This is a genomic window from Sphingomonas sp. ERG5, from assembly GCF_000803065.1.
In the GTDB taxonomy this organism is placed as follows: domain Bacteria; phylum Pseudomonadota; class Alphaproteobacteria; order Sphingomonadales; family Sphingomonadaceae; genus Sphingomonas.
Window position 1 is genome coordinate 1 of the sequence record NZ_JSXI01000069.1, and the last position, 12,696, is coordinate 12,696.

Annotated in this window: 13 protein-coding genes and 1 tRNA gene; 4 read left to right on the forward strand and 10 right to left on the reverse strand. The window is 63.0% G+C overall.

Going from position 1 to position 12,696, the window contains the following annotated elements; translation table 11 throughout:
• On the forward strand, window positions 1-2,676 hold a 2,676-nt coding region (locus OO12_RS22460; protein WP_152616603.1), incomplete at its 5' end, for a DUF2339 domain-containing protein.
• 25 nt (window positions 2,677-2,701) lie between these two features.
• Here OO12_RS22460 and OO12_RS22465 read toward each other — a convergent pair.
• The gene (locus OO12_RS22465) at window positions 2,702-3,790 is read right to left on the reverse strand and encodes a DUF2855 family protein (protein WP_034161004.1); all 1,089 of its coding nucleotides are present in this window, start codon (window positions 3,788-3,790) and stop codon (window positions 2,702-2,704) included.
• A 174-nt stretch (window positions 3,791-3,964) separates the two neighbouring features.
• On the opposite strand from OO12_RS22465, the gene OO12_RS22470 reads away from it, so the two are divergent.
• Complete coding sequence (locus OO12_RS22470; RefSeq protein ID WP_034161087.1) at window positions 3,965-4,528, forward strand: helix-turn-helix domain-containing protein; 564 nt, start codon at window positions 3,965-3,967, stop codon at window positions 4,526-4,528.
• 129 nt (window positions 4,529-4,657) lie between these two features.
• On the opposite strand, the gene OO12_RS22475 is transcribed toward OO12_RS22470, so the two are convergent.
• Both OO12_RS22475 and OO12_RS22480 read right to left on the reverse strand, forming a co-directional pair.
• Window positions 4,658-5,308, reverse strand: coding sequence for an FkbM family methyltransferase (locus OO12_RS22475; protein WP_034161005.1), 651 nt, complete (start codon window positions 5,306-5,308; stop codon window positions 4,658-4,660).
• 317 nt (window positions 5,309-5,625) lie between these two features.
• Window positions 5,626-6,339 carry an FkbM family methyltransferase gene (locus OO12_RS22480; protein WP_052216187.1) on the reverse strand — a complete coding sequence of 238 codons (714 nt, stop codon included), beginning with the start codon at window positions 6,337-6,339 and terminating at the stop codon, window positions 5,626-5,628.
• 77 nt (window positions 6,340-6,416) lie between these two features.
• On the opposite strand from OO12_RS22480, the gene OO12_RS22485 reads away from it, so the two are divergent.
• On the forward strand, window positions 6,417-6,689 hold the full coding sequence (locus OO12_RS22485; protein ID WP_052216188.1) for a tyrosine-type recombinase/integrase: 273 nt from the start codon (window positions 6,417-6,419) through the stop codon (window positions 6,687-6,689).
• Window positions 6,690-6,816: 127 nt separating this feature from the next.
• On the opposite strand, the gene OO12_RS22490 is transcribed toward OO12_RS22485, so the two are convergent.
• Window positions 6,817-6,892, reverse strand: a tRNA-Val gene (locus tag OO12_RS22490).
• A gap of 509 nt (window positions 6,893-7,401) precedes the next feature.
• On the opposite strand from OO12_RS22490, the gene OO12_RS28740 reads away from it, so the two are divergent.
• Window positions 7,402-7,548 carry a hypothetical protein gene (locus tag OO12_RS28740; RefSeq protein WP_160296882.1) on the forward strand — a complete coding sequence of 49 codons (147 nt, stop codon included), beginning with the start codon at window positions 7,402-7,404 and terminating at the stop codon, window positions 7,546-7,548.
• Between the two features lie 4 nt (window positions 7,549-7,552).
• On the opposite strand, the gene OO12_RS27180 is transcribed toward OO12_RS28740, so the two are convergent.
• The 6 genes from OO12_RS27180 to OO12_RS27725 all read right to left on the reverse strand — a co-directional run bounded on the left by OO12_RS27180 (window position 7,553) and on the right by OO12_RS27725 (window position 12,639).
• A complete protein-coding gene (locus OO12_RS27180) occupies window positions 7,553-8,491 on the reverse strand; it encodes an FkbM family methyltransferase (RefSeq protein WP_160296883.1) in 939 nt (312 codons plus the stop codon).
• Window positions 8,492-8,919: 428 nt separating this feature from the next.
• Window positions 8,920-9,864: a MarR family winged helix-turn-helix transcriptional regulator gene (locus OO12_RS22500; RefSeq protein WP_052216190.1), complete on the reverse strand. Its 945-nt coding sequence runs from the start codon at window positions 9,862-9,864 to the stop codon at window positions 8,920-8,922.
• A gap of 145 nt (window positions 9,865-10,009) precedes the next feature.
• The gene (locus OO12_RS22505) at window positions 10,010-11,503 is read right to left on the reverse strand and encodes an NAD(P)(+) transhydrogenase (Re/Si-specific) subunit beta (RefSeq protein ID WP_034161006.1); all 1,494 of its coding nucleotides are present in this window, start codon (window positions 11,501-11,503) and stop codon (window positions 10,010-10,012) included.
• Between the two features lie 105 nt (window positions 11,504-11,608).
• Window positions 11,609-11,923, reverse strand: a complete 315-nt coding sequence (locus OO12_RS22510) for an NAD(P) transhydrogenase subunit alpha (RefSeq protein ID WP_034161007.1) — start codon at window positions 11,921-11,923, stop codon at window positions 11,609-11,611.
• Between the two features lie 9 nt (window positions 11,924-11,932).
• Entirely contained in the window at window positions 11,933-12,292 is a 360-nt protein-coding gene (locus OO12_RS22515; protein WP_034161008.1) for a PH domain-containing protein, read from the reverse strand.
• The gene (locus OO12_RS27725; RefSeq protein ID WP_235364980.1) at window positions 12,292-12,639 is read right to left on the reverse strand and encodes an endonuclease domain-containing protein; all 348 of its coding nucleotides are present in this window, start codon (window positions 12,637-12,639) and stop codon (window positions 12,292-12,294) included. Before OO12_RS27725 ends, OO12_RS22515 begins: the two co-directional genes overlap by 1 nt.
• Window positions 12,640-12,696 lie beyond the last annotated feature (57 nt).

The following is a 12,696-nucleotide window of genomic DNA, read 5'->3' on the forward strand; positions in this document are numbered from 1 at the left end:
CCCCAACCGCCCGAAGCGGCGGCGCCGCCTTCACCTGTCCCTGAGCCTTTGCCCGCCCCGGAGCCTTCGGCGCCGCCGGTCTCGCCGGCCCGGCCGGCACGAGAACCGGTCCGCCTTGGCTTCGAGGCGATCGTCGGCGGCAAGCTGCCGATCTGGATTGGCGGTGCCGCGCTGGTTCTCTCTGCCTTCTTCCTGGTGCGCTTCTCGATCGAGAACGGCTTGCTCGGCCCGGTCGCGCGCACGATTATCGCGACACTCTTCGGTGTCGGCCTGATCGCGGCAAGCGAAGGCGCGCGCCGGCTACCGGCGACCCGAGGCGACCCGCGCATCGGCCAGGCATTGGCCGGCGCCGGTATCGCGATCCTTTACGGCACGCTCTACATCGCCGCCGCGCTGTACAATCTCATCGGCGACCTCACTGCGTTCATCCTGATGATCGGCGTAACCGTGGCGGCGCTGGGATTGGCCCTGCGTCACGGCCCGCCGACCGCGATCATGGCGCTGATCGGTGGTTTCTCCGCACCCCTGATCGCCGGGTTCGACTCCGCCGGGATCGGCCCGCTGCTTGCCTATCTCGGGCTGCTGGTCGCGGCCTTGTTCGGTCTGGCCATTCGGCGCGGCTGGGTCTGGCTGGCGCTTGCCGCATGCGGCGGCGGGTTCGCCTGGGTCAATTTGCTGATCGCGACGCTTGGCGCGAAGGATCTGGCCGGAGTCGGCGCCTTTGTCCTGCTGCTGGCGATCGGCGCGACACTGGCCCTGCCCCATACCGGGCCACGGACCGGCGCTGCCCGCCCCTGGCTACGCCTGCTGCCTTTGGTGGCGGGCTTGGTCCAACTGCTCGTCCTTGCCCCGGCGCTTGATTTCGGGCCCCTCGCCTGGGGCCTGTATCTGCTGCTCAGCGCCGCCGCGCTGTGGCTCGGCTGGCGTGACGAAGCGCTCGCGCCAGGCGCCGCCGCCGCGCTGGGGCTCGTGCTGCTGCTGCTCGCCGTCGGGCTCGACCGACATAGCGCCACGGCACCGATCGCCGCCCTTGCCATCACCCTGTTATTCGCGGTCCCCGGTCATCTTCGCGCCCGTGACAACTGGCTCTGGGCCGGCATCGCGCTGGGCGGCACGGCCGGACCAGTGCTGCTTGCCACTGCGATCGCCCATCACCTGCTCGTTCCCTTTGGCTGGGCCGCGTTGCTGGCCCTGGCGGCGGGGGCGAGCGCATCGCTGAGCTGGCGCGACCGGTCGAACGCGCGCACCGAACGCCATTTCCTGCCGGCACTGACCGGTGGCGCGGCCCTTGCCGCGATGCTGTTCATGGTCGCCCTGGTCGAGCTGCTGCCCATCCCGTGGCGCTGGCCGGCATGGCTGGCGGTCGGCCTCGCGCTGGCTGTCTGGACACATCGCTGCAAGGACGGCGGCATTGCCCTGCTCGCGCCGATCGCAGTGGCCGCGACCGGGGCCGCGGTGATCTTCGGGTTGGGCGATCTTGGTGCTTATCTCGGCAGCGTGATCGATACCGAGCCATTGCCGCCGATCGCCGACCTGATCGCCATCGGCCTGTTGCCCCCGCTGCTGCTCGTCGCCACCGCGCGCCTCCTGCCCCAAGGCAAGTTGGCGATCGGGATCGAATGGATCGCCTTCCTGCTCGCGCTGGCCTTTGTGCCCGCAATCCTGCCTGCACCCTGGCACGCCGCCGGCCTTGGCCTTGCCGCCCTGGCGACAATCACGGCCCGCCTGCCACGTAACAAGGCGCTGGCCGCGCTGCTGGCGGCGGTCGCCGCGATGGTGCCGGTGCTGGTCGGCCTGATCGAGCTGGTCGGATCGTCGCTGGGCGGGGATGCCCTGCCCTATAATCTGCTGCCGCCGATCGCGACTCTGCTGCGCGAATTGACCTTGCCGGCCGCGCTCATCGCCGGTGGCCTGGCGCTGAGGCGCGACGCATTCGGGATTGCGCGACCGGGCGTGATCGCCGCGCTGGCGGCCGTTGCCATCGCCACGCTCTATGCGCTTGCCAAGCAGCCGCTGGCTATTGCCGCCCTGCCTCGTTTCGAAGCGGTCGGGTTCCTCGAACGCGCGATCCTGACGCAAGCGATCCTGGCTGCGGCCTGGGGGTTGCGCACGCGTCAAGCCAGGCTGTCCGATGCGTTGCTCTGGTTCGGGCTCGGCCGGTTCGCCTGGTTCGACCTGGCGCTGTTCGACCCGCTGTTCGTCACCCAGTCAGTCGGTAGCGTGCCGCTCTTCAACCTGGCGACGATCCATGTCGGGCTGATTGCGGGCTGGCTTTGGCTGATCAAGGCCGACCGTCGCTGGCGGATCGCCACGCTCGGCTTGGTTGCCCTTGCCGTGGCCGCGACGGTGCGTCAGGCGACGCATGGCGCGTTCCTGACCGGCGATATCGGGCGAACCGAGAACTGGCTCTATTCCGCGGCCCTGCTCGGCCTTTCGCTGGTCTGGCTCGCGCGCGCCATTCAGAGTGGCGCTGGCGATCTGCGCGTCGCCGGGCTTGCTTTACTCACGCTGGTAACGCTGAAGGTATTCCTGATCGACGCATCCGCGCTCGAAGGAATATTGCGTATCCTGTCCTTTCTCGGCCTCGGGATCGCGCTGATCGGCATTGGCTGGGCCTATGGCCGGGTCATCGGTAAGGCAAAGGCCGGTGAGGCAGCTGGGGAAACCGAGGCGTAGTTCCCCCGACGCCGTCGCGGCGTCGCTACCAACGCATGATATAGCCGATATCGGGCTTGGCTCGCCCGGCGACCTGATCGCGCCATACCTGCTGCATCGCCTCGGCACCGCTTTGCCGTTCGATCGTCACCCAGGCTTCGGCATCGGTGACAAAGGCATGCCAGCGCTCCGCCACCGCGGCCTGGAACCCATCTTGCCCGATCGCGCCGATCAGCGCCGCGGCGGCATCCGGCGCGAAGAACCAGACCGGCTTCGGCCCCGTTGCCGCGCCCGCATCGCCAATCGCATCACCCTCGTCATGGTGGGTCACGCCGACCTTCAGGATATGGACAAGCCGGTCGGTCAGCCGCGCCTGTACATCGGCCAGCACGCCTGAATTGCCGGCGAAATCGACCAGTACCGCCGTGCCCGTCACCGCCATCGTGTCGAGTGCATCATAAGCGACGACCTGATCATATAATCCGGCCTGCTCGACGAATGCGGCGTTCGATCCGCTGGTCAGCCCGATCCGCCGAATCCCCGGGCTGCTCGTCCGCGCGACGTGCGCAAGCCCCATCGCGGTCTTGCTCGACGCGCTGGTCAGGATCACCGTGCCGGCGCCATGCCAGTCCTGACGACGCAGCTGATCGTCGATCAGGAAGCTGGTCAGGAACAATGGCTCAAACAGCATCCGCGCCTCTTCGCGCGCCGCATCATGAGTCGGATCCGCCGCGAGCCGGCGATACTGGTTATAGACCGCCGCCATTGGCTGACGATGCGCGGACAGGTCGCGAAACAGCCCCGGTGAAACCTTGCCCGGCGCAACGATCAGGTGGGTCGCCATCGGCAGATAGCCATAAACCCGCTCGCCGACCGCGATATCCGGGTGCCGCGACGCCGCGACCCGGGCATGGCCCCATACCGGCACAATCCCCCATCCTTGCGCGGCAGGAAAGAAATACCAGTATTTCACCAGCTCGCCGACCACCGCATAAGTCACATTATTGGCGGTCAGCGCGAACGATTCGATCTCCAGCAGCACCTCGCCATCCTTCGGCTCGGGCGCGATCGTCTCGTTGATTGCGGTTTGCTCCAGCGCATCCTTGCGGACCATCATCTCGCGCTTGACCGGCATCGCTTTCTCCCCAGGCTGGATTTGCTTCGATAGCCTTTCCCGCCGGCAAAGTCAGCGCGAAGAGATGCTAAATCGGCCCGATACCGTCACCGGGACGCAAATTTCGGCGGCACTTGCCAAATCGTCACGCCTGACCGACAAGGGATCAGCCTATCTGGTTAGGATCAGATGCCGATGATCACCGCGATCCGCGAAGTCCGCCGCGCCAAGGGGCTCACGCTCGACGATGTCGCGCGGCGCTGCGATCCGCCGACGACCGCGCAGACGATCGGCCGGCTGGAGACGGGAACGCGTACCGTATCGGTCGGCTGGCTCAATCGCATTGCCGACGCGCTCGGCGTCACCGCCGCCGATCTGGTCAAGCTGCCGACCCGGACCGATATTTCCGTGGCAGCGGTGCTGGATGCGAGCGGCGTCCATGCCCCGAAGCGCGAGACGAGCATCGCCCCGCCCGCTCCGGCCCCCGGCCTGATCGCCATCATGGTCGCCGCCGGTATCGGCGATTATCGCAGTGGCGATGAACTGTGGTGCGAAACGCTTGCCCCTGACAGTTTCGGTCAGGCGATGAATCGCGACGTGCTGATCCCCCGCCCCGCCGGTCGCTTCCTGTTCGGCCGCCTGATCGGGCGCGAGGACGGCAAGCTTCATCTCCTGCCGCTCGGGCCGGGCGGGCGCCAGCAAGTGGTTGCCGATCCGCCCTGGATCGCGCGCGCGGTCCGGCTGATACGCTCGCTTTAGGCTCCAGATCGGCTGTCCGACTGCGAGTTCCTCCCCGGCAGAGCGCTGGGAAACCCGCGCTGCCAAGACATCAGCAGCAGCACTGGCATAGGGGGCGCACTCGAACGGAAAGACGCGGTAGCGCAAAATCTAGCTACTGGGTGTGGCTATCCACTCGCTGCGGTTGTGGTTGATCGGTACGGCTCCGTATCCAACGCTCGCCAGAAATTGCTCCGCATCGTCATTGTTGACGCCCAGCTCTGTCATGCGAGCGCGATTGGATTCGTAGAAAATGCAGTCGATGAGCTTCTCGCGAAGAAGGCGCTCGCATCCACGAAGGACGAGCGAGTCGGCGCCCTCAACGTCAATTTTCATAACGGCAACACGACGGTCGCCAACGATGTCATCAAGACGGACAGCTGGGACGGTCAAGCCCTTGCTACCCTCGACGGCCAATCCTCCCCATCCGGTTTGCTCGTCCGGGCCGACTGCGAATGTGATCTCTCCCGTCTGATCAAGCGCAGCCTTGGCGTGCGCATCGATTCTGTCGCCCATACCATTGGCGGCGACATTTCCGGCGAGTCGCTTGAAAACATTCGGGGAGGCTTCAAACGCGATAACGCGATTGTCGGCTCGTGCGGCAGCCCATAAGAGCGAAAAATACCCCATGTTGGCGCCGATATCGACGAAGAGCCCGCCGCCCTTCGCCAGCGCGGCAATGCGGTTCGAAAGCTCGGCTTCGTACTCACCCTTGAATGCGATATGGCCCGAAATGATATCGCCAGGCAGGAGGTCCACCATGGAAACGCCCGGCACTCGTCGGAGCGCCGCGCTCCTGAACAGTTGCGGCCATTGGCTATGTCGTGCCGAGTAATAACGACTGTACACCGAACTCCGGATAGATTGCGGAAGGAAATTCAGCAGCAAAGGACGGCGCACGCTCAAGATTTTTCCCCGAATTTATTCGCGCGTGTGTGCCTCCGCGCCCGAGCATTGTCCAGACGGGAGAGTCGGACGGCGACGGCATTGGTGCTAACGATTTCCCTGTGATCGTCTCGTCGCGATCCTTGGTCCGGTCCTCTGGCGGCTGTCAGCGCATACGTATCGTGATGACAGCGCTAAGTCGGCCGGAATGCAAACATGTTGACCGGCCCCTCATAGGTCGCCGCCTTCAGCCGCGGGCTCCACGCGCTGAACGGCCTCTCCTGACCGTGGTGCAGGAAAGTGGCTGCATAGCCAAGCGTCGCCAGCAGTTCGACAACGGCTTCGGGGCATCCGTCGCAGTGGCTGGCCTGGCTCTCGACAAGCAGGTTCGGGCGGTCTCGCTTGAGCGTTTCCCAACCGCCTCGCAAAGCGGCCAACTCGTGCCCTTCGACGTCGATCTTGACGAAGCCGACGTTCTGAATCTGGAAATCGTCAAGGCGTCGTACGTCGACTTCGACAGTTTGTTCGCGGTCGAAGGTCACGCCGTCGCTGATCGACGCATAGCCCGGCATGACGTGGCCGGTTTCGCTGATCGGCATACGCAGAGTGGCAGTGCCCTCCACATCGGAGAGGGCGCATTGCTCGACCCTGATGCCTGGCCAGGCGCGTTGAAGTTGACGCGCCAAGTTCGGGTTGGGCTCGAAGGCAATGACCAAGGAGCAATGCCCGATCAAGGTGCCACTATATGGCCCCCAATTCGCGCCGATATCGATTGCCACTTTCGACCGGTCAGCAAGCGCCGACGCCAACCACAGCTCCGGCTCACCTACGCGCCGCCACGCAGCAAGCTTCAATCTTGCGCCAAGGCGCGGCGAGATGGGATCGAGGCGTGCCGCAATACGGGACATCTGGGACCAAAAAGCCATCGCGTCGCATGTTATCATCCGCGCCTTTACGCCGCAACGCTTGCCGCCCGGAAGCGGTTATGAAATTCGATCCGCGCGACCAGTGGAGCGGCGATAACGGCGTGGCAGTTCACTTGCGGTGCCGCGCTTGGTGGACCATGCGCCGTTGGCTTGGCCTGCCCGTCAATGTCATTCCCAAGACGATCCGCCACACGATCGCGACCGAGCTTCGCCGCCGCGGGGTGCCGGCGGAGCAGATCAGCGGCCTGCTGGGTCACGTCGCCATGAACCGGACGACGAGGCCTATGCAAAGGATAATCCGTCTTATCCGCGCGAAGCGAAGGCCGCGCTGACCGCCATTTTCATCGAGGTCCAGCGCTTCGCCGAATCATGGTCTGCGGACCATCCGCGGACCAAAGTTGAACGGTCCGGTGATTGTGATTGCCCAGAAGAAAAGGTTAGAATTTCCAGGCTTTAATATGGTGGGCGATGACGGGCTCGAACCGCCGACATTCTCGGTGTAAACGAGACGCTCTACCAACTGAGCTAATCGCCCCTGCCATGGGAAGCCGTGCATTTAGGCCATTTTCTGGCCGCGTCAATTCCACCTATTCGGAACAGAGCAGGACCAGACGGCACAAAGCGGATCACAGACTCCCACGCTATTCCCGAAATACCTTTCCCCTCTCCCTGATCTCCCGCCTATCGGTGGCGGGGAGAGATGAGAACCTATTCAACGAGATCGATTTCGACGCCGTGCTGATCCTGCGCGCGCTGATCTCGCGAGAGAAGGCTCCGCCAGCAGGGCAGTCGATATCGCGGCTTGCGGCTTAAGGCGACGACCTATGATGGGCCGTTCACCGTTCAGGCTTCTTGCTGGCGGCACGTGGATCTTTCGGCGCCTTGATGGAGCGATCGGGAGCGGATAAGCGTCGCGGTCTTGATCCGCCGCATCCCTAAAGTGCTGCGGGCGCATGTCATTGCGATAGCTGGCGATGGCTGCGACGAACCAGGGCGCGGCAATGACAATCCGTGCCGCGACTGCGAATGGGACAGAGCGATTAGATGAACCGCAGCTTTTTCGACCGTTTCGGCGCGCTGATAATTTTTGGGGCGATCTTCGCGTTGTTCATTGGCCTCATCATCTACGCCTCCCGCACCGAGGAGGTCAAACAGGGCCATGACGTGCCGATGGGTACACGACGCGGTTAGGCCATTATGCCAATCGGGCGCACTTTTCGTTTGGGCACAGCAGGATGTTTTCCAACCGGCCGAGTTCGGCGAACGACCCGACTTTGACGAGATGATCGATTGATCGGTCGCCGCGTGGGCGCTCGTGCTTCCGCAAGTCACGATAGATCGTGTAGTCGGGCGGCAGACAGTCTTGATAGATATACTGGGCGGTGATGTCCTTCTGGTCCAGATAGAACTGGAATATCTCGGCAATGATGATGGGCCGGTCTCGCGCGATGATCGAAGCGGCGCCTTTGAAGAATTGATCTTCGTGGCCCTCGACATCGACTTTGATGACACCGACTGGCCGGTCCCCAAGGATATCGGCATGATCATCCAGACGGCGCACCTCAATAACAACGCGCTGGAATTGCGGGTCGAACTCTTCAGCGATCTGGATCGAGGCGTTGCCCGTGTCGGCTCCTCCCGTGAAATCCTCACGCAGCAGGAGCGGAAGATGGGCATCCGCGTCCGAAAGGCCGAACTCGTGTACCGTGACAAACTGCTCCCCACCATTGGCGGCAATGTTGGAGCGCAGGCGAGCAACGTTATTGGGCAATGGTTCGAAACAATGAACCTGTCCCGGCACCTGATGGCGGCGTGCGACCCGCGTACCATAGACGCCGATGTTCGCGCCAACATCGAGATAAAGCTTGTCGTCCTCAAGGAGATCTGAGCCGATCGAGACCCACAGATCATCGAACGAGCCTGAATAATATGCCTGATATTGACCGATTGAGCGCAAATCCAGCAGCAGGCGCGACCCGTCTTTCAATGTTGCTTCCCGTAATCGGGTGGCACCTAAGGACAGAACCACTTTGTTTACCGCCATGGCTGCGCGACTCGTGCCTCGCATTTTTCCTGCCGCACGCAGCACTTTCGCGGCCGTAGTCGCAATCCCGTCTGCTACAATATTCGCCACGACTATCCCCCTGCACCCAATCTCGCGATTAGACAGATGCGGGAGTTGACGCAACTGGGGGTGGAGCATCACTGCCTTCATCAGTCGGCGCGAACGGCGATCTCGGCCAGCAAGTCGCGCCACTTCTGACGCATGAAGATGAATTCGGATGCCGTGCCGAACCGCTGTTCGTTCGACTGCATTTTCTACTCGAACTCGATGGCGAAAGATTTGGTCGACATATCAATCGTTTCTCTCTGTTCTGATGATCACGGCATGCCCGCCGATCCCATCCAACCGCGTCTTGCCGAGATCACGCAGCGCGACTTGCAAACATATTTTGCCAAGCGGTGCGCCGGTCGGTCAGATGCAAGCGTCAATCGTGGAATCGAGAGCGCGTCCGAGCCCCGCTGGCAACCGTCAAGCGACAGTCTTCAAACAACAGGCCATCACGCGATCGGCAGGCCCGCACGTTTCGCCGCCGTCAGATAGCCGATCATGCCGGCTCGCGCCGTCGCCGACAGGGCCATGAAGGCACGGCGGCGGTCGAAGGGATCGGCGTGCCGTTCGAACAACCCGGCCTCGCTCATCTTGGCGATCCAGCGCAGCGCGGTGGTCGGCGCGACCGCCGCGGCGATGCACAGGCTCGATACCGAGACCTGCGACCGTTCGAGCTCCGCTGCGAACAGGTCGAGCAGCATGTCCCAGGCGGGATCCTCGAGCAGTCCGGCGTCGAAATATTGCCCGCGCAGCCGGCGGGCGCGGATCGCGGCGCGAATATCCTGGGCATCAATATCCGTCGCATCGGTCGGCGGCGGCGATGCATAGGCGAATCGCCGATCCCCGACGCCGGGCGTATCACGCTGCAGTCCCTCACCGCTGTCGCTGCGCGTGAGCCTGGCCAGCGTCTCGGCGATCCGCGCGACTTCCTCGTTCAATCGCCGCAAGCGCGCCTCTTCGCCATCACGGCTCGATTCATGCGCAGAGGCATTGCGCGTGCGCGCGGCGATGGTCAGCGCCACCACCCGTTCGGCGACCGAGGGACGGCACAGCAATTGCACATGCGGCCCAAACAATGTCGCCGCGACCAGATCGATCTGGTCCTCCGCCAGGGTAATGATGATCCGCGCCTGCCGGCCGAGCGCAATCTCGTCGAGCACCAGCAGCGCGCCCGTCAGCAGTTCGGGCGATACCGACACCGCTTCCGCGACGATCACGTCAATCGCGCGATATTCGGCAATGTGCGCCGCCACCTGATCCCAGCCAAGCGTCGCCTCGATCCGTCCGCCGGCCAGCACCGCCGCCTCAGACACGAGCTGGGCGGCCGCGGCGTCGTCGGCAACGATCAGCATCTGAGGTGTCACCACAAAGGATGCCGCCGTCGTCTCGATCATGCCCTAGCTCCGATAAATCCCTAACCCATTCGCAAACTACGTAATTTACCCGCCATACGGGACCCGACCTTATCCATTATGGACCAAATGGCCACCAAAGTCTCGTACAAGTATACGACGTAGATCAGCCAAATAGATTTTCCTGTCAATCGAGCGACTTGACGATCTCCTCTACCATCTTCTTGGCATCGGCGAGCAACATCATCGTATTGTCCATATAGAAGACATCATTGTCCACACCGGCATAGCCGACGCCACCCATCGAACGCTTGATAAATAGGACCGTTTTGGCCTTTTCCACATCAAGCACCGGCATGCCGTAGATGGGTGAACTCTTGTCGGTCTTCGCCGCCGGGTTGGTCACGTCATTGGCGCCGATCACGAAAGCGACATCGGTCTGAGCGAATTCGCTGTTGATATCCTCGAGCTCGAACACCTCATCATAGGGCACATTGGCTTCGGCGAGCAGCACGTTCATGTGCCCCGGCATGCGTCCGGCAACTGGATGGATCGCGTATTTCACGCGCACGCCATGCGCCTTCAGCTTGTCGGCCATCTCACGCAGCGCATGCTGCGCCTGCGCCACCGCCATGCCGTAACCGGGAACGATCACCACCTGCTCGGCCTGGCTCATCAGGAACGCCGCATCCTCGGCCGATCCGCGCTTCCATGGCCGGTCGGTGGCGGCCGCCGCGCCACCGCCGCTGGTGTCGGCACCGAAGCCGCCGGCAATGACGCTGATGAAGCTGCGGTTCATCGCCTTGCACATGATATAGGACAGGATCGCACCCGACGATCCGACCAGGGCGCCAGTGATGATCATCGCGGTATTGTGCAGCGTGAAGCCCATCGCCGCCGCCGCCCAGCCCGAATAGCTGTTGAGCATCGACACCACGACCGGCATGTCCGCGCCGCCGATCGGGATGATCAGCAGGAAGCCGATCGCGAAGCTCAGGCCAGTGATGGTCCAGAAGATCCAGGGGCTCTGGTCCTGCGTGAAGTACGCGACCAGCCCGACGATCCCGGCAAGCACCGCGAGATTGATCACATGGCGGCCGGGCAGCATGATCGGCTTGCCGCCCATATTGCCGTTGAGCTTCAGGAACGCGATGACCGAGCCGGAAAAGGTGATCGCGCCGATCGCGACGCCAAGGCCCATTTCAATTCGACTTACGGGCAAGATGTGCACGACCGGCGGACCGGTATCAGATACCAAAAGCGTTGCAATTCCGAACGCTTCGGGGTTGAGGAAGGCGGCCGCTGCGACCAGCACCGCGGCCAGACCGACCAGCGAGTGGAACGCCGCAACCAGCTGCGGCATGTCGGTCATTGCGATCTTTCGCGCGGTGACCAGTCCAATGACGGCACCAACAACAATGGCGCCGAGGATTTCCAGCATCGTTACCGTATCGAAGATCGGCTCTTCCGAAGAAAAACCAGCCGCCGCGCCTGCGGCGAGATCATACGGTACGTGCGTGATCAGCGTCGTCACGACGGCAATCGTCATGCCGGCCATGCCGAAGGCATTGCCGCGCTGCGACGTCGCCGGCGACGACAGGCCGCGCAGCGCCAGGATGAAGCACACACCCGCAATTAGATAGGCCAGCGCCGCCCAAGGATTTACTGCTATGTGTTCCATCTCGCTAACCGCCCCTAATTCATCGTGCCAGCGAAGGCTGGCATCTTCCCGTTTGCTCGCGCGGAACAGGTCCACACAAAACCCCAGCTTTCGCTGGAGTGACGGCTATCCGTGTTTGGCCGCTACAGGCCGGTCCTTCTTTTTGTACATCGCCAACATCCTGGCGGTCACCGCGAAGCCGCCGAAGATGTTGACGCTTGCCAACACCACAGCCAGCAGCCCCAACCATTTCGAAGTAGCGCCCGTACCGCCAATTCCCGCCGCCGCCGAGGCGATCAGCGCACCGACGATGATCACCGACGAAATCGCATTGGTCACCGCCATCAGCGGCGTGTGCAGCGCGGGCGTGACCGACCAGACGACATAATAGCCGACGAAACAGGCCATCACGAAGATCGACAGGATTGCGATAAAGTCCATGATTATCCCCTAACGGTCCATCTTTTGCGCAAGGAAGCTCTGCAGCCCGCGCATATCGGTATTGCGCCCCACCTTGAATTCGATCGGTTCATGGCCGGACAGGAAAATCTTGATTTCGGCATCGAGATCGAACGTGCCTGCCGTCTCAACCGCAAAGGCGGTAATCGAGCGGAACGGCACGGTCAGGAATTCGCGCTTGCTGCCGGTGATGCCCTGCACATTGATGTACAGCACGCGCCAGTTGGTGAAGGCGATATAGTCGCGGATCGTCTTGTAGACGAAATAGATCGTCTCGCCATCGGTCAGCGCCTCGCCATGCTTGTCGATCAGCTCGCGCGGGTCGACCGCGGTGGCGTTGAGGATGCCCATTATTTTTCCTCCCCGATTCGGGGAGGGGAACCAGCCGAAGGCTGGTGGAGGGGGGGCGCCGCATACGCCGCAATTGCCTCAGCGGCGGCGTCAGGATCTTTGAGAATGCGCGCAGCGGCGACGTGGAGAACCTTCAGCCCATTTTCTTTCAGAAAGGCATCGCGACGCTCATCGCGCTGCGGTCGATCGCCACGATTGTGCGCCTCGCCATCGATCTCAATGGCGAGCGCCGATTCGCGGCAGTAGAAATCAATGACATACGGCCCGACCGGATGCTGGCGGCGGAATTTGAGGCCTGCCTTTTTGCCGCGCAGGCGCTGCCATAACAGTACCTCCGGCAAGCTCATTTCTTTGCGCAGCTTGCGGGCAATAGCCACTTCGGGGCGCAGCGCTCCCGGCACACC